Below are 19,323 nucleotides of genomic sequence, written 5' to 3'. Positions count from 1 at the left end.
CAGGCTGCGGCCATGAGGCGCAAAATACCCAGCAGCGCCGCGCTGCTGGCTTTCGAGGCGGCGGCGCGGCACGGCAGCTTTGCCCGCGCCGCCGAGGAGCTGGCGTTGACGGAAGGCGCGATCAGCCGCCAGATTGCGCGGCTGGAAGATTTTCTCGGCCTGCCGCTGTTCGAGCGCATAGGCAACCGCGTCCGGCTCGCCCCGCACGGCATGCGTTACGCCGCCCAGGTTCGCGAAACGCTGGAACGGCTGGAGCGCGACAGCCAATACCTGATGGGACAAGCCGCCGCCGCGGGCAGCATCGATATCGCCGCGCTGCCGACCTTCGCCAGCCGCTGGCTGATCCCGCGCTTGAAACGCTTCCATGATCGCCATCCCAACATCACGGTAAATCTGGCCGAACGAATGGAGCCCTTCGCCTTGGCCGGCAGCGGCTTCGACGCCGCCATCCATTTCGAACACCCCGCCTGGGCCGGCATGCACACCTATAGACTGGTGCAGGAAGTCCTCATCCCGGTTTGCCACCCGGACTGGCTGGCCGAGACTGCGCCGAAGCGGGCGCTGGATGACTTGCCGCGCCTGCACCGCCGGCAAAACCCCGAGGCCTGGGCGCGCTATGCGCAAGAGACCGGCATTCCGCTGACGCAAGCCGCCGCCGGCGCCCGTTACGATCTGCACGCGATGTTGATCGAGGCGGCCTTGGCCGGCCTGGGCGTGGCGCTGGTGCCGCGCTTGTATGTGGAGGCGGAGTTGGCGCAAGGGCGGCTGCTGGCGCCATGGCCCGCCGCGCCCAGCGTGGCCAAACAGTTCTGCCTGGTCCTGCCTCGCCCGGTCGAGCTGTGCGACGCGCCCGCGCAAGCTTTCGCGGACTGGTTAAGGTCGGAGGCCGAGAGGGATGCTGAAACGAAGATGACGATGTCCGGATAAGCGGGCTGCGCCAGACCATCCCGCCATCGCCGGGCTAAAACATTTCAGCACCCAGCAAGCGGGAAGCAGGCTTGAGCTGGCTAGCCCCCAAAGGACGCGGATATGGAGCGGACTTATGGTTTGTCGGCGCCGCGCATGCTCGCCATCACCCTGGCGGCGTTGTCTGCGCAGTCCATGTCTTCTGGTTTGGATTCGATCAATTGGATCAAGGTCTTGAAGGTGCGCCTTGTTGTGCGCCAGCCTCGCCTGCTGCGATTCAATCTCCGCCACCTTGCGGCCAAGCATCGCCAATAACTCGGCATGTTGCCAGGAGCGGATATCCGCCGGCTGGATTTGTTTGATCTCATCAAGAGAAACCCCCGCCCGCTGCGCATCGCGGATGATGCGCAGCGCCGTCGCCGGCATGGCCACCGCGCTGGCGCTAGACCCGCAGCTGCCCAACATTTGGCGCGGCGACGCGGCGGCCGCCCCGCGGCTGCGCGCCATCCCATCGAAAAACAAGGTGCTGGCGTCGGTAGGCTATATGGCGATGGTGAAGCATCAATTGCGCCGCCTCAGCCGGGGCCTGGCCCCGCAGCCCGACATCGCGCCCGCCCTCGCCCTGCTGCATTAGCAATGGGGCACCAAGGTCCGAAGCCGCCAGTACCGCAGCTGGATGCGCAGCGCAGCCAAGCCGATCCGGCCTGACGCGGGAGCGGACAGGATTCGCCATTCAGCGGGCCTAAGCCCCCAGCGGCAGCCGGCCCGACATCTTCACCTCGCGCAGCGACAAACTGGAGCGTATCGACGCTACGCCCGGCAGATCGCGCAGCACATCGCGGACGAAGACGCCGAACGCCTCCAGATCCTCCGCCACCACTTGCAGCAGATAATCGCTTTCGCCGGTCAGGTTATGGCAGGACAGCACCTCCGGTATGGCCTGCACCCGGTCCTCGAAATCCAGCGGCGCGTCACCGGTATGGCTGCCCAGGCTGACCTGCACAAAGGCCAATACGCCATAGCCTAGCTTCTTGCGGCTCAACACCGCCTGATAGCCCTCGATATAACCGTCGGCTTCCAGCCGCTTGAGCCGGCGCCAGCACGGCGTTTCGCTCAGCGCCACCTGTTCGGCCAGCTTGGCGTTGGACAGCCGCCCGTCCCGCTGCAGCAAGTCCATCAGGGCGATATCCACATCATCCAGCGCTAATTTAGAAGAATTCATTTTCAAATAGCTTTTATTGGAAAAGAGTCTTCTAAAATTTAGCCGGTTTATATAAAAGAAAGCAAAGCAATTTCACCTAATCGATAGCACACTAGCCGCATCCTTTCCCTTTGCCGGAGCCCGACATGCTGTCCCTATCTGTGCTGTCGCTATACCTTGCCGCCTTGGTCGCCGTTTACGTCTTGCCGGGGCCGGACATGGCCTTGGTGATGGCCACTTCGGCCAGCCGCGGCGCCGGAACCGGCTTGTTGACGGCGCTGGGCATCGCCGCCTCGCGCTTTCTGCATGTGATGATGTCCGGCCTGGGACTGGCCGCCTTGATGGCGACCCATCTGCAGCTGTTCAACGCCGTGCGCTGGATAGGCGCGGCCTATCTGCTCTGGCTGGCGTGGAAGGTGATTCGCGCCAAACCCGCCGCCGAAGACGCGCCCGCGGCGGCGGAGTCCGGCCGCGCCGCGATCGCCCGCGGCTTCCTCACCAATCTGCTCAACCCCAAGGCGCTGATGTTCTGCGCGCTATTCCTGCCGCAATTCGTCTCGCCGGCGCACGGCGCGATGCTGCCGCAGTTCGCGCTGCTTGGCCTGATTCTGGTGGCGGTGGGGCTGGCCTTCGACACCGCTTACGCTTTCGCCGCCAGCGGCCTGGCCCGCCGCCTGAAGGGCCGCGGCCCTGCCGCCAAATTGCAGAAAAGCTTGCTCGGCGGCGTGTTCGTCCTCATGGCCGGCCGGCTGATCTTCGGCTAAGGCCGGATCGATTACTCGATGCCGCCCGCACAACCGGCCACCATCCGAATGGTCTGGAGCACCAGCCCTATCCGTGGATAAAGCCCTCGCAGCCATGACGGCAGCCAAGCACTGCAAACTGCCGCGAGGCACATTCCGGGCACGCATTTTTCATCGCGCGATAGCCGGACATCGCCAATATTCAGCCCAGTTCGAGCGAGGCTATCGCATGGATTCGATCCATCCTGGCCTGCGGCGCGGCGCCCCGATACATGCGGTAGGTATGGAAGATTTCGCGCAGCCCGCGCTCCTGGGCCTCCCTTATCAATTCCCCCGCAGTTTCAGGCGCATCCAGCGTCAGCATCGCGCCAGGGGGCAAGCAGGCCAGCGCCTGGCGAAACAGCTTTTGCCTGACCCCATCCTCATCGGCATAGAACGGCCCCAGCCGGTATCCCGCGCTGGAGGCGCGCAAGCCCAACAGGCCATTGATGCGCCCATCCGCCGCGCGGCTCAGCCATCCGCGCCGCCCCTCCCCCAAAAACCAGCGCCGCAATAAGGCATGGCGCTGCACGCCGCCGCATTGCCGGTCATACGCAGCGACCGACTCCAGCACAGCTGCCGTGACGCTCTCCAGCTCTGGCTCAGCCTGAGGAAGGGCAATCGGAACGCCGCTTAGCCGCAAAGTGCGATACTGCGCCTCCATGCCCCACTTTTGGTAATTGCCGATCTGCGCCGGCATGCCATCGCAACCCGCAGTCCTGTCGCCGGCATGCCGCATCGCCAGCGCCCAGGTTTGCCTCGCCCAGCCCTTGCCGCGGCAGGCAGGATCCGCCAAGTAATGGCCGATATGGCAATAGCCCGCGTCCAAATTGACAGCCGATGCCGAAGCCACCGCCCTGCCCTCCGCAAAACCAAGATAGAAACCATGCGGATCGGCATCGAAAAAGCAGTCCGCATCGCCCAGGCCCAAATCCCAACCCTCGGCCTCCGCCCAACGCATCGCCATTCGCCACTCTTCCCGGCTGGCCGGTCGGCCATGCCAAGCCGTCAACGGCTTGTCTTCCATCATCATCTCGTTCTCCACAAGTATCCGCAGGCGCATCCGCCCGCTTGCAGACCGATAGCCATGCATGCCGCAGGCCATCGCGGTTCTCAACAAATCAACGGTTTTCCGCCGCCAGCCGCCGCGCTTGGTCGCGACTTGCCTTCAGCAAGAGAGCGATCGCCGCAGCCGCCGCGATAAACGTCCCCGCCGCAGCGGCGAAAGCCCAGGCATAACCCGTCACAGCATCCGTCGCGGCTGCGGCAACCGACATGAAAGCAGCCAGCCCTGCCGTTGGCCCCAACTCCATCGCCGTATTCATCACACCGCCCGCCAAGCCCGCCTGCTTTGGCGGCACATCGCGGGTCGCCATCACCGCGGAAGCGGAGAACATCAAAGCCGTTCCCGCCGGCAACAGCAGCAGGCCCGGCAACACGCCCGCCGCATAGGAAGATTGACGATCCAAACCGGCCAGCCATGCCAAGCCCAAAGCGCCGAGCAGCAAGCCCGCGATCAGCAAACGGGCCGCCCCAAACCGCGCCGCCCATGGCGCCGCGATCTGGCTGACTGCAATCAGCGCCGCCAAATAGGGAATAAACCCCCACGCCGTCCACAAAGGCGTCCAGCCCTTAATCTGTTGCAGATACAAAGACAGCAGGAATGTCACCAGGCCCATGCTCGCCGCCGCCAGCAAGATGCCGATCAACCCCGCCAAACGGCCTGGCTCCGCGAGAAAACCCGGCGGCAATAAAGGCGACGCGATGCGACGCTCAAGCTGGAAAAAGCAGAACAGAAACGCCCCGCCCGCCAACAACGGTGACAGCACGCCGGGAGATTGCCACCCTGCCTCCCCGCTTAAAATCAAGCCATAGCTGGCAAGGGAAATACCGGCGGTGGCCAAGGCCGCGCCGCCCAGGTCCAGACTGTCGCCGCTACGCGCCTCATCGAAAAAGGGCAGCCAAACTCTCAGGCTCAGCAGCGCCGCGACACACACCGCAAACGGCACGCCAAACATCCAACGCCATGACAACCAACTGGTCAACACGCCGGAAATCACCGTGCCGGCCGTAGCGCCCAATACCGACACGCCGCCCCAACTCGCCATCGCGCGTCCGAAATCCGCCGGCTCAGGGAACACGCCGCGCAATAGCGATAGGGCCGCGGGCGCAACCAAGGCCGCGCCCGCGCCTTGCAAGAAGCGCATCGCCAGCAGCATCTCCAGACCCGATGCCAGCCCAGCCGCTGCCGAGGCCGCGCCGAATGCCAAAAGCCCGGCGCGAAAGACCCGCCGTCCGCCAAACCGATCGCTCAAACGACCGCCAAGCAGCAATAAGCCGCTGAACGCCAAGCCATAGGCGGCGTTCACCAAGATCAAAGAGGCGGTATCCAAAGCGAACTCGCGCCCTATGCTCGGCAAAGGCACGGCGATCAAGGTGATAGTGAAGATCAAGGTCGCCTGGACACAGGCCAAGGCCAAGAAAGCCCTTTGCTGCCGGAGGGCTAATGACTTACGTTCCACGCTACTTTCCGCTTGCACAGAGACTCCTTCTCCATAGGTTCGACTCACCGCCAAGCGGCGCCAGGCCTCCTGGCGCACGCCCAATATCATTCAATTGATTTATTGAATGATTAATCAAACTCATTAAGTATGTCAACTAGATATGCTTTTCCCCGCGGAAATCTCAAACAAGCAATCCTCGAAACGCGCAAGCGCCCGCATGCGCAGAGCGAGGCTCCAGAAGAATGTTCATCGACATTCTGAAGCGGGATATCGTGATCTTCCATGGGCATGGCGCTGTTGCATGAGTGTCCCAGCCAAGAGCGATGCAGATATCCATTGCCCTTCCGGCTACCCGTCAGCGCGGCGGCCAGGCGGCGTCTTGCCGGCCGGCGGGGCCGTACACGCTGGGCCGGTATCCGCCGGCGGCGGGATCCAGCTGCAAGCGGGCGTAGCCGAAGAAGAAATAAGCGCTGTCCTGCGGCTGCAGATAGGCCTTATCCAGGCCATCGTGGCGGTTGGCCAGCAGGGCCTGGGTCAGCGCCATGCCGGACCAGGCGCGCAACGCGCCCTGGCTGTCGCGGGCCAATATCCATTCCTGATTCTGCAGGTCGGCGGCGCTGACGCGCAAATGCCGCTTGCCGCCTTCCATGCGGGTCTGGGCATCGCGCAACGCAGCGGCGAAGGGGATTTGGTATACGCCGCTGGCCGGGTCGCGGCGGGTGAAAAGGATATCCTCCAGCCCATCCCCCCTTTGTCTGGTCTGCGCCCGCGGTGCGGGAGCAGCCGGGCCGACCACGGTGGCGGTTTGCACGCCCAGGCTGGTCGGCTTGGCGCGATCCGTGCCGGCGTAGGCCGGGGTCAGCGGGATGCCGCGGCGCTGCGCCTGGATGCGGGTGCGGAAGGGGCTCCTGAGGGGGGGAGAGATAAACCCACCATGTAGTCACGTGATAATCGGGAACAGCTGGGATGATACGGGAAGATGGTGGACGGCTGTCTGAAAATCTATTTCACGTATTGCAAAGGGTGGTGAGGGGCGTGTCCGAATTTTTGTGTAAACGGGGTTTGGGTTACGCCTGTGGAATGCGTTCCTCGAACTGAATGGTAAAGCGAGTCAGCGCTGCCTTCCAATCCCGAATCGGCATGGTCCACTTCTGACTGATGTTCCTTAGCGCCAGATAGAACAGTTTCAGCAATGCCTCATCACTCGGGAACGAGCCCCGATTCTTGGTCAGCTTTCGCAGACTCATATTCACCGACTCGATGGCATTAGTGGTGTAGATCACTTTCCTGATCTCCGGCGGGTAGTCGAAGAATGGCGTCAACCGAGCCCAGTTGCGCCGCCAGGACTGACCAATTGGCAAATACTCGTCATCCCACTTGGCCTCAAACTCACCTAGCCGCTGCTCAGCTTCGTCGAGGGTGGCCGATTGGTAGATTCGCTTCAGGTCGGCGGCTACTTCAGCACGCCGCTTCCACGACACGTAGTTCAGGCTGTGTCGCACCATGTGCACGATGCACAACTGCACCGCTGCTTTCGGGAAGACCGCCTCGATCGCTTCCGGGAAACCCTTCAGACCATCGACGCAGGCGATAAAGATGTCCTGTACGCCCCGGTTACGCAGCTCGGTCACGACCTGAAGCCAAAACTTGGCTCCTTCCGTCTGAGCCAGCCACATCCCCAGAACCTCCTTCTCTCCAGCCAGGGTAATACCGATGGCGAGATAGACGGCTTTCACACGTACAGCTCCCTCACGTACTTTCACGTGGATGCAGTCGAGGTAGATGATCGGATAGAGCGAGTCCAGGGGGCGAGCCTGCCACGCCTTGACCTCTTCTGTGACGGAATCGGTGATGGAGGAGATCAGGCTGGGCGAGACCTCGGTGCCGTACATCTCTTCCAGATGGGCCTGGATTTCCCGAACAGTCATACCACGGGCGTAAAGCGAGATGACTTTGTCGTCGAAGCCGGTCCAGCGGGTCTGGTGCTTGGGAATGAGTTGCGGCTCGAAGGTACCCTGGCGGTCTCGTGGCACTTCGATAGGCAATTCGCCGAACTCGCCCTTGAGGGTCTTGCGGCTCTTGCCGTTCCGGGTGTTGCCGGCTGGATTGAGCACCGGCTCGTGTTTGCTATGGCCGAGGTGTGCGGCCATCTCAGCATCCAGTGCTTTCTCGACCAGCAGCTTGGTCAGTTGCTTGAGTAGGCCGTTCTCACCGATGAGGTCTTCGGGCTTCTGATAGTCGGCCAGCAAGCTGTCCAGTAGTGTGTCAGGTACGTCGTGTTTCTTTGAGCTCATTGTGTCTCCAGACTAGGTGGCAGTTTCCTGCCAAATGTCCGTTTACACAAAATTCAGTACACGCCCGGCGCTCAATTTTCGCGCCGCGCTTCAGGCTCCCGCTTTCGACGAGATGCCCCTCTCCCCCTGCCCCTCTCCCGCGAGGGGAGAGGGGAGGAAGCTGTTCTGACTGGCGCCGTTCTTTTTCAAAACGGCGTCAGTGGCGAGTCCGGCGGCCAGCAGGCCCGGCGCGGCCAGGCTCAGTTGTTTGGCCAGCTCTTGCGGCAGGTTGTTGCGCGCTTGCAGCGTCTGGCCGGTGACCACGAATTCGCGGTTCTCGGGGCTGTCGGTTTCGTGCGCCGGATGGTCGTCCAGGCGGAACCATTGGCCGGCGGCCAGGCCGCGGATGGCGCCGCCGCCTTCGAATTGCTTGGCTTGCAGATCATGCGCCTGCTGGCGCAGCTGGGCGTAGCGGCTCAGCTGTTCGCCGCCGCCGGCGTAGTACAGGCCTTGCTGGTCTCAGCTGGCGGCGGTCCTGGGTGAAGGCGGAGGCGAAACTCGCCAGCAATGCGTTCAAATCCATTTTCATTCCAAAATTAACAAGGGACGCGGCTCATTCGACAGCCGCGTCCCCACTAACCGTTCGCTACCCGCTTAGTCTTGCTTGACGTCCAATAGCTCTTGCAGCTGGCTCAGCGTGCCGCTGTCCTTCACCACATGCTGCAGCCATTCCTCCAGGCTCATCTCGGCCCAGCGGGCGGCGCGCTCGGCCAGCAGCGCCACCGGGCTGTGCGGCTCGTTGTGGCGGAAATAACGCGCCACTTCAGTCAAAGCGGTTACCGCTTCTTGGCGGCTGCGGATCTGGCCATTGAAGGTGGTGGCCGGCGCGGCGGTGTGAACTGGACTGGGCATGGCGGGACTCACGGCGGGGCGTTCCTCGACGACCTGGGCTTGCGGCGCGGCCGCCGGCTTGTTGCCGCCCAGTTGTTGGCGGTAGCGCAGGACCAAATCCTGGCAGGCGTAGATGGCGTTGCGGATGTCGGCCAGGCTGGGCGCTTCCGCGCCGAAGCGCTGGTCCGCCCAGCCATCCAGCTCTTCGTACGCGGTCAGCAGCGCCACCAGTTCCTCGGCCTTGGCCTGGAACCAGTTCAGGCCGGACTGCACGGCGGCTTTCTCGAACGCGTCGCCGCTGAGCTTGCCTTCGGCGATGGCCGCCTCGCGCGCCTCGCTGTCTTTCAAGCCCAGATTCTCCACATCGCGCGACTGCTGCCACTGGTGCCAGCTGTAGCCGCCGAATTCCGGCTTGGTCAGCGGCACATTGCGCAGCGCGTTGCCCAGCTGCTGGTTCATCCACTCCAGCTTGGCCACGCGCTCGTCCAGATCATGCGGATCCAGTTCGGGGAAGCCGTTTTCCCAATAGCGCTCCAGCCAGCCGTTCACCAGCGCCAGGCCCTTGGACAAGCCCTGCACGCCATTGACCTGGGCTTGCGCCTCGGCATGCCAGACCAACAGCTGCAAATCCTTGCTCTGGTTTTGCAACGCGGCCTCGCACAGGCGGATCACCAGCGGCCAGTCGGCCGTTTTCAGCGCCTGCTCCCAATCGCCCTGCGACAGCGACGGATCGTCGCGGCGGCGCGCTTCGCGGATCTGGTCGAAAACCGCCGAGTACGCCAGGTCTTCGCCGGCCGGCGCAGCCGGGCTGATCGGCTGCATCAAATGCTCAATATTCTGATCCATATCTTTTCTTTAACCCTTGCTGACCTGTGGCAGCGTGGAAATCAGGGTGGCGCCGCAGCTGACCTTGTGGCCGTCCAGCGCCACGGCTTTGCCGCCCACCAGCCAGCCGCCGTCGCCTTCGACGATGGTGCAATTGACATGCCCTTGCTGCGGGCAGGTGACGGAATCGCCGACGCAAGCCACCTGCTTGCCGAACAAGGTGGTGCTGGAGGCGGCGCTCACTACTTTGCCGCCGTGGTCGGTGGGATCGCCTAATCGAATCGCCGCTTTCATGCGCTGGCCTCCTCTGCCGGCGGTCTGGCCAAGGCCAGCGACACCAGCTCGTCATGGAAATGAGTGATCACCGCCGGCGCTTGCAAGCTGGCGCAGCGGCTGACCGCGGTGGCGGCCATCAATAGCGGCGTGGCCGAGCCGGCATCGCCCCACTCGCGCACCACATTGCTGGCCTCGTCTATCGGATGCAGTTCCACTTCGTGGCGCGACAAGGCGGTGGCGATGGCCGCCAGCCGCACGCCGCCGACGTCGATCTGGCCGCTGTTGTGGCATAGCCAGGCCACCGTGGCGGCCTGGTTGTTTTCCGGTTTGGCCTCTTCCGGGCTGAACGGGTAGTCCAGCAGCGCGGCGTTGACCAAGGCGTTGTCCAATACCGGCTGCAAGCTGCGCGCCAGCTGCAAGGCTTTGTCCTGCGGCAGGCTGATGGCGCTGGATTGCGCCAGCGCCGCCAGCACCGGCAGCGAGTCCAGGCTGGCCTGACGGCTGGACGGCACTACGCCCCAGCCGGCGGATGGGCCGGAAAAGTCTTTTTCCCAGTACGGCTGGTATGGATCGGCGTCTGCCGCCTCCTGCTCCAGTTCGGCCGGCGCGGCCAAACCATCGCGCAGGAACAGCATCGCCACCACCGCCATGCCGGGCTCGCCGTGCCAGCGCCGGAATTCGCGCGCCGACGGGTCGATGTCGCCCCAATCGTCGTCCTCGTCCTGCGCCGCCAGCGGCGCGTCGGCCGCCAACACCAAGAGGCCCGGCGCTTCCGGATCTTGCTGCAGCGCCTGCAGCACCCGGTCGGCCAGCTGGCCGCTGCCGGGCAGGAAGCGGCAGTCGCCGGACACATGGGCGTCCGCGCCCAAGGCCTCGGCCGCCGCCTGTTGCTTGAGCGACTTGATGCGAGTCAGCTGCTCCACGCCCGCCACCTCGCGCATCGGCTCCAGATACATCGGCAGCCAGGCCGCGCCGGGCGCTTCCGCATACAGGCTGGCCAACATCTCGGCGATGTGCGGCTCCACCGCGTCCAAGCGCTCGCCCGGCTCCACGTCCTCTTTATCCAACGCCGCCCACCAGGCGCCGTCGGCGCTCTCGGCCAGCCAGGCCGGCTCGTCCTTCGCCGGCACCGCCGCCGCCCACAGCCAGCGGCAGCTAATCGAACGCTGGCGCTCCTGCAGCGCGACGAGGTGCTGGGCATGCGCCGCTTCGCGCTTGCCGCTCCGCTCGGCTTCCGCCTGCGCCTCTTGTTGCTGCGCCTCGGCCTTGGCCTTTTTCTCTTTCAAGAAAGTCCACACCTTGACGCCCACGCTCAACAGCATCGGCGGCCCCAGATGCAGCAGCAAAATGGCCGATGGGCTGATGCGCTGCCAGCTCGGCGGCAACACCAGCCACAGCAGCGCCCACCAGCTGAGGGTGACGCCGCCGAACAGGCCCAACATTCTCCACATGTCGATGGCTCCTTAGCTCACCTTGACCTTGACTTGGTCATCTTTCAGCGCGACGGCGATCTTCTTCACCGGCTTGCCGCTAGCCATCCGCGCCAGCAGATCGTTGGAGATCTGCGCCAGCAGCGTGCGGGTGAGGATGGCGTCGGCGTTGCGCGCGCCGCTGTCCACGTCCAGGCAGCGCGCCGCCATCTGCTCGGCCAGATCGGCCGGGAACTCCACCTGCGCGCCATGATTGTCGGCGATGCGGCGGCGGATTTTTTCCAGCTTCAGCTCGACGATGGCGCGCAACACCTCGTCGCTGATCGGGAAGTAAGGCACGATGGTCAGGCGGCCCAGGAAGGCCGGCTTGAAAGCCTTGTGCAGGGTCGGACGCAGGATTTCCACCAGGTCTTCCGCCGTCGGGTCGCGGGTTTCCTCTTCCACCGTCACGCCGTGCTCGCAAGCGCGCATCACCAGGTCAGTGCCGGCATTGGAGGTCAGCAGGATGATGGTGTTCTTGAAGTCCACCTCGCGGCCTTCGCTATCTTCCAGCACGCCCTTGTCGAACACCTGGAAGAACAGCTCCAGCACGTCCGGATGGGCTTTTTCCACTTCATCCAGCAACACCACGGAATAAGGCTTGCGGCGCACGGCCTCGGTCAGCACGCCGCCCTCGCCGTAACCGACATAGCCCGGCGGCGAGCCCTTCAGGCCGGACACGCTGTGCGCTTCCTGGTATTCCGACATATTGATGGTGATCAGATTGCGTTCGCCGCCGTACAACGCCTCGGCCAGCGCCAGCGCGGTTTCGGTCTTGCCGACGCCGGACGGGCCCACCAGCATGAACACGCCCTTGGGCTTGCCCGGATCTTCCAGGCCGGCCTTGGCGATCTGCACGCGCTCGGCGATCTGCTCCAGCGCATGATCCTGGCCGATGACGCGCTCCGCCAGCAGCGTGGCCAGCTTCTGCACCTGCTCCAGCTCATTGCTGACCATGCGGCCCAGCGGAATGCCGGTCCAGCCAGAGATCACGTCGGCGATCACGCTCTCGTCCACGCATTCGAAAGCCAGCGGCTGGTGCTTCTGCAGCTCGCGCAGCTCCTTGCGCTTAGTTTGCAGCGGGCTGAGCTTCTTGCCCTTGGCCGGCTTGGCTTCGCCGCGCTTGGCCTTGATTTCGTCGATTTCTTCTATCAGCTTGCGTTGCGCTTCCCAAGCCTCATGCAAAGCGGCCAGGTCCTGCTCCAGCTCGGCGCGCTGGGCCTCCAGCTCGGCGATGCGCTCGGCGTGGCCATCTTCGCGCTGCAACGCCGCGATTTCGCGGTCGATGTTTTCGATCAGCACCGACACGTCTTCGATCGGGCCCGGCTTGCCGGCGCGCGACAGCGCCACGCGGGCGCAGGCAGTGTCGAGCACGCTGATGGCCTTGTCCGGCAACTGGCGGCCGGCGATGTAGCGGCTGGACAGCAGCACCGCCGCGGCCACCGCCTCATTGAGGATTTCCACCTCGTGGTGCTGGGCCATGGCGTCGGTCAAGCCGCGCACCATCTGCACGGCGATTTCCGGCGCCGGCTCTTCCACCTTCACCACTTGGAAGCGGCGCGCCAGCGCGGCGTCCTTCTCGAAGTATTTCTTGTACTCGGCCCAGGTGGTGGCAGCGATGGTGCGCAGCTCGCCGCGCGCCAGCGCCGGCTTCAGCAGGTTGGCCGCGTCGTTCTGGCCAGCCGCGCCGCCGGCGCCGATCAAGGTGTGCGCCTCGTCGATGAACAGGATGATGGGCACCGGGCTGGCCTTGACCTCGTCGATCACCTGGCGCAGCCGGTTTTCGAACTCGCCCTTGACGCTGGCGCCGGCTTGCAGCAAGCCCAGGTCCAGCGTGCGCAGCGTCACGCCGGCCAAGGCCGGAGGCACTTCATTCAACGATATCTTGCGCGCCAGGCCTTCCACCACCGCGGTCTTGCCCACGCCCGGCTCGCCGGTGAGGATGGGATTGTTCTGCCGGCGGCGCATCAGGATGTCTATCATCTGGCGGATTTCGACATCGCGGCCCAGGATGGGGTCGATCTTGCCGGCGCGCGCCTGGGCGGTCAGATCGATGGTGTACTTGTCCAGCGCCGGGCTGCCGCGCTTGCCTTGCGGCGCGGCCGGAGCCATATCCTGCGCCTCTTCGCCGCTCTCTGCCGCCGCCGCATTGCCGGCAGCCTCGCCGCCATGCTGACGCAGCGCCGCATAAGCGCTGCCAAGCCGGCCGGCATCCAGACGAGCCAAGGCCGGCGAGCCGGACTGCAGCGCGCTCTTTAGCGCGTCGTCCAGCCACAGCGCCAGCATCAGGTCCAGCGTGGACACATCGTCTTGGCCATGCTCGGCGCTGGCTTGCAGCCAGGCCTTTTCCAGCCACTTGGGCAGCCAGGACGACAGTACCGGGTTGCGGGTGTTGCCGCTGCGGAAATTATCCAGCGCGGCGTCCAGCTCGCGCTCGACGCGGCCCAAATCGGCGCCCAAGGCGCGCAAGGCCGCCAAGGCGGCGTTGTTGTCCTGATCGAACATCGCCAGCAGCACGTGTTCGATCTCGATCTCGAAATGGGTGCGGGCCAGCGCGCGGCTGGCGGCTTGTTCGATGGCCTGGCGCGCGGTGGGCGTCAGACGGTCAATCAGCGATTTCAGCGAAACAGACATGGTTTTCCCAATACTTGTGATTTGAAATGTTATTCAGTTTGTTCATTCGCCGCGGCGTAAGGCATGGCGTCGGCCAGCCAGCCGCTCAAGCGGGCGCGGCCTGCGTCGTCCAGATCGTCCAGCATGGCGCGATACCAGGCCAGCAGCTCGCCGTCGTCCAGGCAGGTTTGCAGCAGCGGCAAGCTGTTTTCCAGAAACGCGCCGAAAAACGGCACGCCGCGCTGATGCAGAAACATGTCGTCGGTGATTTTCAGCTCGCGGTACAGCTCGCGCAGCCAGGTCAGGTAAGGCAGGGCTTCAGCCGCGTGGCCGGCCTGGGCCAGCGCGGACGCGAAATTGGCATAGGCCATGGCGCAGGAAAACTCGCGGCTTTGGCGGTTCAGTTCGTCGAACTTCATCATCCAGGCCTGGCCGCGCGCGATCTCGCCGGCCATCACCGACACGCTGGCCAGTTGCAGCGCGTTGTGCGCGTTAGGCTCCAGCTCGAACAGCTTCAGCCAACAGGAAAACGCCGTGCCCCATTGCCCCTGGCGGCTGGTGGCCAGCGCGCACAAGCGGTAGGCATCGGCGCGCAAGGCCGGTTCCTTGGCCTCCAGATAAGGCTGGGCCAGCCGCACCGCCGCCGCCCACTCTTCGCCTTGCAGCGCGGCCACGGCCGGCGCCAGCTGCGGCGGCGTCCCGGCCGGTTTCACGGCGCTCAGCTCGGCAGTCTTGCTTCGTCCCAATAGTCGCTTGATGATGCCCATGATCCATCGTTCCTATCAGTTCAACAGGGTGTAACGCATATCGTCCGGGTGGCCCTGCGGGCGACCCAGCCAGCTATCGCCGCCCAGGCTCAGCGCGGCTGAGCCCAGCACGGCCGGCGCCACATCGCGCTGATCCAGCACCAGGCACACCTCGGCCGCCAGGCTGTGGCCCAGCGCGAAATGCATCAGCGCGCGCAAGGCCTGCGCGCCGGCGGCGTGCGGCTGCAGCGCGTCGAACTGCGCGCGGCGCAACGGCCCCAGCCGCAGCTTGAGCTTGGTTTGACGGTCCCAGATGCGCTCGCCGGCGAAGGCCGACAGGCCCAGCTCGCAGCCATCCATGCCCAGCTGGCTTTGCTCGGCATGCGGCACTTGCAGCCATTGGCCGACAAACTGCTCCAGGCTGGCGGTGACGCCGAAGAAGCCTTCCACCAGCGTCACCAGCGATTGCGCCGATAGCGGCTTCTGGCTGAGCAGGCCCGCGTAATAGACGAACATGCGCTCGTCCAGCTCGGCCCCCGGCCCCATCTGCTGGCGCAGCTGGCCCAGGCCCACGCCGCCCAAATCGAGCAGATTGTGGGTGAAGCCATCGCGCTCGCCGGCCTCGACATTGATCCAGCTGCGGTACTTGCACCAGGCCTCGAAAAACAGCGAGGCGGCGCGGTGGCTGAACAAGTCGAAAAAAGCGTGCATGGTGTCGTCGCGGTGGCGCAGCCTGCGCTCCAGCAACAACTCGGTATACGCGGTGGGCAGCGCGCCGCTCGGCCCGGTAAGGCCGAGAAAGCTGATGGTCATCTCGTCCGCCGCCTCGCTGCCCTCCTCTGCCGGCTTGTAGCCGGCCAGCTCGCTGGCCGGAAACGACAGGGACGCCAGCGTGCGGAAACGCAGCCGCTCCGGCAGCCGCCCGCGCTTGGCCCCGGCGCGCCTGTGGCCGCTCAGGCCCAGAATGCGCGCCGCCTGGAAGAAGCCGAATTGGCTGGCGTCGGCGGCCAGCTCCTGCCTCAGATCACGAGGGCTTCGCCTGCTCGGGCTGGCCATGCCGCCACCTCCTGATTCTGTTGCACGGTTTCCACCTTCAGGCGGGTAAAGCTATTGGGCGCGCAATACAGCGCGAAGAAACGCTCCAGCACCGAGGCGAACAGGTAAACACTGCCGCCCACGTAGTAATCGGCATCCAGCTTCAGCCGGATATCGCTGCCGCGCACGAAGCCGGCAAAATCGCGGCCGGTGACGCGCGTCACCGCCGCCTCGCTATGAATGCCCACCACGCCCTGGATCTGCCGCACATTCACCGGCGAACCGGTGAGGTTGTACAACGCCAGCATCTCCTGCAGCGCGGCCACGCCGGAATCGACGATGGACATATAGTTCAGCGACAAATGCGAGATCAGCCGCCACTGCACCGCGCGGCCCAGCGGGCTGCGCTGGCTGGCGGACGGTTTGCGCAACAGGCGCACCCGCTTCACTACCGAGTGGCCCGGCAGGGCGAAGTCGGTGCGCTGCGTAGCCTGGCTGCCGCCAAACGGAATCTGCTCCGGCAGATCGCGGTTGCTGCACAGCAGGTCCAGGCTCAGCACTTCCGCCGCCGGGCGCACCGCATTGAACTGCAAGTCCACCAGATGCAGCTCCAGATCGGTGCCCTTGTCGCCGGCGCGCGGCGAGCCTTCGCGGCTGGCATGCCAGTAAAAACGCGGCGCTTCGCGCTCGCTGCCGTGGCGCGTGGCGTAGAACGGCGGCACTTCCTCGCTGCTTTCGCCTTCGCCGGACTTCTCCACCCGTACCACTTTGCGGATCTGGATCACTTCGTAAGCCTGCTGCTTGCGGCCATCGGCCAGCACGGAATAGCCGCTTTTCTGATGGCTGACGCGGATCGGTTCGCCCGGCTGATTGAACAAATTCACCACCGGGGTGCAGCCCAGCTTCAGATGCTGCGGCTGCAGCTGCGTCAGCAAGCGGTGATGGCGCTCGCTGTCCGGGTAATCGCCCAGCGCCAGTTGCAACACCAGCTTTTCGCCGTTCAGCCGCGCCGCGGCTTTGTCCAGCTCGGCGATGTCGATGAACAGGAATTTTTCCGGATAGCAGAAGTATTCGGTCAGCAGCCTATAGCCCATGAAGGAGCGCTCGTCATACTCCAGCATGCCCTCGTCGCGGCCGAAGCCCACCGGGCGGATGGCCTTGGCCGGCAAGGTGATGGTCCGGGATGGATCGTCGCTGCCATCGCCCACGCGCACGCGCAGCACTTGCGACAACAGCAGTTCGTACAGCAGATGCATCAACGCCGGCTCGCCATCCAGGAAGAAGCGCAAGGATGTCAAACCAATGCTGTTCAGCGCCAGGCCGCCGTGGGTGTGGCACTCCAGCGTCAACAAGGCCGCCGCGTCCGGCGCCAGCTGGCGCAGATAGGGCGAGCCGCTGGTCAGCTCCAGCCGCGCGTCTTTCAAAGACAGCGGATACAGGTCCACCGGGTAGGCGCTGCGGAACTTGCACACCACGCCGTTGATGGCCGGCGCATGCACCGCCTGGCCGCGCTCCACGCAATAGCGCTTGGCGATCTCCGGCCGCGCCGGATCGCACTCGAACTGCACGATGGTGGCGGATGGAATCGGCTGCAGATAATGCGGATACAGCACATCGAGGAAGCTCTCCGCCACCTCGGGATAATCGTCGTCCAGCTTCTTGTGGATGCGCGAAGCCAGCAGCGCGAACGCCTCGATCAGCCGCTCGGTGTGCGGGTCGGCGCACTGGTCGCCTTCCATCTGCAGCCGGCCGGCGATCTTGGGATAGCGGCGCGCGAACTCGCCGGACAGCTCGCGCAGCTGGCCTAATTCGCGTTCGTAGTAGGGGAGTAAGGATTCAAGCATATTTCAATCGTCGGTTCGGCTCTTGGCGCGATACGGATGTTCCAGTCAACAAATTCATTCGCGGCAAACTCATCGCTGAGTAAAAGCCTTCACCTGTTCCCTACGCTGCAACTCTTTTTCCAAGGCTTCATTGGCTTCTGTCGATTCGCAAATCAGCTTCTTGTTATCGTCGTGGACAAAGAAAATCGTGCGATAGCGCCAATACGAGCCATGCGGTTCCAATTTGCCCAGCGCCGAATACATGAACCAGGCGCGCGAGTCATGCACATGTTCGTCGTATAGCGCCATCAATGCTGTATCGACCTTCACATCCGGGTAGAGTTTTTCGCTCTTGTCTATCAGCAAAGCCCGCTCCTTGCCGGTGCAATCCTTGCTAAAAGGCCGTGATACAGCTGAGAACAAGGTCACCAGCCAGCCTACCGGGTTCAGCTCCACGCTGATTTTGCCCTGGTAGTCATCGCTGAAATCTTTGGCACCCACTTGCAACTGGGTGCCGTCCTGCGTCGGCTCATATTCTTTGGACAGATTGGGGGTGAATGGCTTGCCGATATAGGCCTTGTCCATCTCGCTCAACTTGTCCTGCGGAATCGGCACTTGCACGAATCGCTTGTCCTGTGTCGAGTAGACTCCGCTAGTCGGCGGCTCCATCGCCACCTCGCTGGCGCTGCCCTTGCGGCTTTGCCGGCTCCAGGCTGCTTTCTCCTGATCTATGGCCCAGGACGGCGTCTCGCGTTGCGATTGCGCGTATTTGAAATAATCGGCGTTCTGCTGGCCCTGCCCGCCCCGGCCTTGCAGGCCCCCCGCGTAGCGCTCGATGCGCCAGGCGTTGATCTGGGCGGTTTGCTCCTGCAGGATGGCGGTCAGCGAGCCGGAAGCTTTGGAGGCGGTGCACCAGGAGTTGAACCTTGTTTTGAGCTCTGGCAGCACTCGGAATAGTTTAATCGTATCGTCATCTAAAAATCTCCACGGCTCCTGCTTCTGCAGCAACGCCAGTTTCGCCTTGTCCGCGGCGGTGCCCTCGGTCAAGGCTTCGGCATTGATCTTCAAGGGCGCGCCGGCATCAAACGCCAGCCAGTACATATGATTCAGCGGCAGCTGCGACAACAACAGGCCCTGCTCGCCGCGCGCCTTGCCCTGGTCATTGGGCGGGTAGCCGCCGCCGACATCGCTATGCATGCCGGGATACACCCATTCGCCCTTGACGCAACTTGGGTAGCCGCCGGAGGCGCTGTTGCCGACGGAGTCCAAGGGAAAGCACAGCCGCTGCTCATGGGCGCTGACCATATGCTCGCAGTGTTGCAACCAGGCCTTGTCCGGCAGCGCCATGGTGCCATCGGCCCAGTCGAAGTGGCCCTTGGCGCCCGGCGCCAGCTCGGTCAGGCCCACCGAGGCCACGGTATCGAATATTCCGAGAAATTTCACCTCCAACGGGATGCCGAAGAAGGTCTCGTCGGGCATCTGTTCGTTCAGCCGCCACAAAAAGGCGCGCGCCTCGGCCGCCCCACGCGAAAAGCCGTAAACGCACAGCTTGATCTTCAGCACCTGCGGTTTGAAGTCCGGCTGGGCCAGCTTGTTCAGGACTTCAGCCATGCCCTCCTGCATGGCGGCTTGCCGATCTGACAGGCTGGTGGGCTTTTTCACCTTCAGGCCGTTTTCCGCCTCTTCATAGGTGAATTCCATTTTCTGGATGACACCCAAGGCTTTGTCATCATCATATTTACCGATGCCCACCGCTCTTTGCAGCGAGTCGATCAGCCGGGTCAAGCCCCATAGAATGCGCCGCTCGCCGCCAGTCGCAAAACTCAGGCCGGATGAGGAAGGGCCATTTTCCTTGATTTCTTTAAATGTAGTCCCTACGCCCTGCATGTAGTGCTTAAAATAACCACTAGCAATTGTTTTTGCATCCCCTATGGTTGCATGAAAAAGGCGTCGCACATTACTACTACTAACAGGGCTAG

Annotated in this window: 17 protein-coding genes and 1 pseudogene; 3 read left to right on the top strand and 15 right to left on the bottom strand. The window is 63.9% G+C overall.

Annotation, left to right across the window (positions count from 1 at the left end; all coding sequences use genetic code 11):
- Nucleotides 1-12: 12 nt before the first annotated feature.
- On the top strand, nucleotides 13-927 hold the full coding sequence (locus tag NKT35_RS11265; RefSeq protein WP_254301195.1) for a LysR substrate-binding domain-containing protein: 915 nt from the start codon (nucleotides 13-15) through the stop codon (nucleotides 925-927).
- Here NKT35_RS11265 and NKT35_RS24175 read toward each other — a convergent pair.
- A complete protein-coding gene (locus tag NKT35_RS24175) occupies nucleotides 874-1,332 on the bottom strand; it encodes a MerR family DNA-binding protein (RefSeq protein WP_371926485.1) in 459 nt (152 codons plus the stop codon). The two genes, NKT35_RS11265 and NKT35_RS24175, sit on opposite strands and share 54 nt — an antisense overlap.
- Between NKT35_RS24175 and NKT35_RS11255 the strand changes: the two genes are divergently transcribed.
- Complete coding sequence (locus NKT35_RS11255) at nucleotides 1,307-1,540, top strand: hypothetical protein (RefSeq protein ID WP_254301193.1); 234 nt, start codon at nucleotides 1,307-1,309, stop codon at nucleotides 1,538-1,540. The two genes, NKT35_RS24175 and NKT35_RS11255, sit on opposite strands and share 26 nt — an antisense overlap.
- A gap of 108 nt (nucleotides 1,541-1,648) precedes the next feature.
- On the opposite strand, the gene NKT35_RS11250 is transcribed toward NKT35_RS11255, so the two are convergent.
- Nucleotides 1,649-2,128: an Lrp/AsnC family transcriptional regulator gene (locus tag NKT35_RS11250; protein WP_254301192.1), complete on the bottom strand. Its 480-nt coding sequence runs from the start codon at nucleotides 2,126-2,128 to the stop codon at nucleotides 1,649-1,651.
- 125 nt (nucleotides 2,129-2,253) lie between these two features.
- On the opposite strand from NKT35_RS11250, the gene NKT35_RS11245 reads away from it, so the two are divergent.
- Complete coding sequence (locus tag NKT35_RS11245) at nucleotides 2,254-2,871, top strand: LysE family translocator (protein WP_254301191.1); 618 nt, start codon at nucleotides 2,254-2,256, stop codon at nucleotides 2,869-2,871.
- A gap of 181 nt (nucleotides 2,872-3,052) precedes the next feature.
- Here NKT35_RS11245 and NKT35_RS11240 read toward each other — a convergent pair whose 3' ends face one another.
- From NKT35_RS11240 to NKT35_RS11175, 13 genes and pseudogenes are all read right to left on the bottom strand, one after another.
- The gene (locus NKT35_RS11240) at nucleotides 3,053-3,922 is read right to left on the bottom strand and encodes a GNAT family N-acetyltransferase (RefSeq protein WP_254301190.1); all 870 of its coding nucleotides are present in this window, start codon (nucleotides 3,920-3,922) and stop codon (nucleotides 3,053-3,055) included.
- 88 nt (nucleotides 3,923-4,010) lie between these two features.
- A complete protein-coding gene (locus NKT35_RS11235; RefSeq protein WP_371926484.1) occupies nucleotides 4,011-5,501 on the bottom strand; it encodes an MFS transporter in 1,491 nt (496 codons plus the stop codon).
- Nucleotides 5,502-5,748: 247 nt separating this feature from the next.
- A complete protein-coding gene (locus tag NKT35_RS11230) occupies nucleotides 5,749-6,204 on the bottom strand; it encodes a hypothetical protein (protein ID WP_254301188.1) in 456 nt (151 codons plus the stop codon).
- A gap of 256 nt (nucleotides 6,205-6,460) precedes the next feature.
- Nucleotides 6,461-7,687: an IS256 family transposase gene (locus NKT35_RS11225; RefSeq protein ID WP_254293804.1), complete on the bottom strand. Its 1,227-nt coding sequence runs from the start codon at nucleotides 7,685-7,687 to the stop codon at nucleotides 6,461-6,463.
- A gap of 240 nt (nucleotides 7,688-7,927) precedes the next feature.
- Nucleotides 7,928-8,185 (bottom strand): annotated as a pseudogene (locus NKT35_RS24170) (contractile injection system protein, VgrG/Pvc8 family); the annotation flags it as partial.
- A gap of 135 nt (nucleotides 8,186-8,320) precedes the next feature.
- Nucleotides 8,321-9,403: a type VI secretion system protein TssA gene (gene tssA / locus NKT35_RS11210; protein ID WP_254301186.1), complete on the bottom strand. Its 1,083-nt coding sequence runs from the start codon at nucleotides 9,401-9,403 to the stop codon at nucleotides 8,321-8,323.
- A gap of 9 nt (nucleotides 9,404-9,412) precedes the next feature.
- A complete protein-coding gene (locus NKT35_RS11205) occupies nucleotides 9,413-9,676 on the bottom strand; it encodes a PAAR domain-containing protein (protein ID WP_021477958.1) in 264 nt (87 codons plus the stop codon).
- Complete coding sequence (locus tag NKT35_RS11200; protein WP_254301185.1) at nucleotides 9,673-11,109, bottom strand: hypothetical protein; 1,437 nt, start codon at nucleotides 11,107-11,109, stop codon at nucleotides 9,673-9,675. Before NKT35_RS11200 ends, NKT35_RS11205 begins: the two co-directional genes overlap by 4 nt.
- A gap of 12 nt (nucleotides 11,110-11,121) precedes the next feature.
- Nucleotides 11,122-13,761 (bottom strand): type VI secretion system ATPase TssH, encoded by a 2,640-nt coding sequence (gene tssH / locus NKT35_RS11195; protein ID WP_254301184.1) that lies wholly within the window; start codon nucleotides 13,759-13,761, stop codon nucleotides 11,122-11,124.
- A gap of 29 nt (nucleotides 13,762-13,790) precedes the next feature.
- Nucleotides 13,791-14,507, bottom strand: a complete 717-nt coding sequence (locus tag NKT35_RS11190; protein ID WP_254301183.1) for a tetratricopeptide repeat protein — start codon at nucleotides 14,505-14,507, stop codon at nucleotides 13,791-13,793.
- Between the two features lie 15 nt (nucleotides 14,508-14,522).
- Nucleotides 14,523-15,542 (bottom strand): type VI secretion system baseplate subunit TssG, encoded by a 1,020-nt coding sequence (gene tssG, locus NKT35_RS11185; protein WP_254301182.1) that lies wholly within the window; start codon nucleotides 15,540-15,542, stop codon nucleotides 14,523-14,525.
- Nucleotides 15,506-17,365, bottom strand: a complete 1,860-nt coding sequence (gene tssF, locus NKT35_RS11180) for a type VI secretion system baseplate subunit TssF (protein WP_254301181.1) — start codon at nucleotides 17,363-17,365, stop codon at nucleotides 15,506-15,508. Before tssF ends, tssG begins: the two co-directional genes overlap by 37 nt.
- 69 nt (nucleotides 17,366-17,434) lie before the next feature.
- Nucleotides 17,435-19,231, bottom strand: a complete 1,797-nt coding sequence (locus tag NKT35_RS11175) for a T6SS phospholipase effector Tle1-like catalytic domain-containing protein (RefSeq protein ID WP_505190915.1) — start codon at nucleotides 19,229-19,231, stop codon at nucleotides 17,435-17,437.
- Nucleotides 19,232-19,323: the final 92 nt, after the last annotated feature.

The organism is Chromobacterium sp. IIBBL 290-4, assembly GCF_024207115.1.
GTDB lineage: Bacteria > Pseudomonadota > Gammaproteobacteria > Burkholderiales > Chromobacteriaceae > Chromobacterium.
The sequence above is the reverse complement of the archived record's forward strand: the minus strand, read 5'-3'. Positions and strand labels throughout refer to the sequence as shown.

What these genes read in the sequence shown, in the direction of transcription:
- NKT35_RS11265 (WP_254301195.1), top strand. Translation starts at nt 13, where the DNA reads ATGAGGCGCAAAATACCCAGCAGCGCCGCGCTGCTGGCTTTCGAGGCG.
- NKT35_RS11255 (WP_254301193.1), top strand. Translation starts at nt 1,307, where the DNA reads ATGATGCGCAGCGCCGTCGCCGGCATGGCCACCGCGCTGGCGCTAGAC.
- NKT35_RS24175 (WP_371926485.1), bottom strand. Translation starts at nt 1,332, where the DNA reads ATGCCGGCGACGGCGCTGCGCATCATCCGCGATGCGCAGCGGGCGGGG.
- NKT35_RS11250 (WP_254301192.1), bottom strand. Translation starts at nt 2,128, where the DNA reads ATGAATTCTTCTAAATTAGCGCTGGATGATGTGGATATCGCCCTGATG.
- NKT35_RS11245 (WP_254301191.1), top strand. Translation starts at nt 2,254, where the DNA reads ATGCTGTCCCTATCTGTGCTGTCGCTATACCTTGCCGCCTTGGTCGCC.
- NKT35_RS11240 (WP_254301190.1), bottom strand. Translation starts at nt 3,922, where the DNA reads ATGATGATGGAAGACAAGCCGTTGACGGCTTGGCATGGCCGACCGGCC.
- NKT35_RS11235 (WP_371926484.1), bottom strand. Translation starts at nt 5,501, where the DNA reads ATGATATTGGGCGTGCGCCAGGAGGCCTGGCGCCGCTTGGCGGTGAGT.
- NKT35_RS11225 (WP_254293804.1), bottom strand. Translation starts at nt 7,687, where the DNA reads ATGAGCTCAAAGAAACACGACGTACCTGACACACTACTGGACAGCTTG.
- tssA (WP_254301186.1), bottom strand. Translation starts at nt 9,403, where the DNA reads ATGGATCAGAATATTGAGCATTTGATGCAGCCGATCAGCCCGGCTGCG.
- NKT35_RS11205 (WP_021477958.1), bottom strand. Translation starts at nt 9,676, where the DNA reads ATGAAAGCGGCGATTCGATTAGGCGATCCCACCGACCACGGCGGCAAA.
- NKT35_RS11200 (WP_254301185.1), bottom strand. Translation starts at nt 11,109, where the DNA reads ATGTGGAGAATGTTGGGCCTGTTCGGCGGCGTCACCCTCAGCTGGTGG.
- tssH (WP_254301184.1), bottom strand. Translation starts at nt 13,761, where the DNA reads ATGTCTGTTTCGCTGAAATCGCTGATTGACCGTCTGACGCCCACCGCG.
- NKT35_RS11190 (WP_254301183.1), bottom strand. Translation starts at nt 14,507, where the DNA reads ATGGGCATCATCAAGCGACTATTGGGACGAAGCAAGACTGCCGAGCTG.
- tssG (WP_254301182.1), bottom strand. Translation starts at nt 15,542, where the DNA reads ATGGCCAGCCCGAGCAGGCGAAGCCCTCGTGATCTGAGGCAGGAGCTG.
- tssF (WP_254301181.1), bottom strand. Translation starts at nt 17,365, where the DNA reads ATGCTTGAATCCTTACTCCCCTACTACGAACGCGAATTAGGCCAGCTG.
- NKT35_RS11175 (WP_505190915.1), bottom strand. Translation starts at nt 19,231, where the DNA reads ATGCAGGGCGTAGGGACTACATTTAAAGAAATCAAGGAAAATGGCCCT.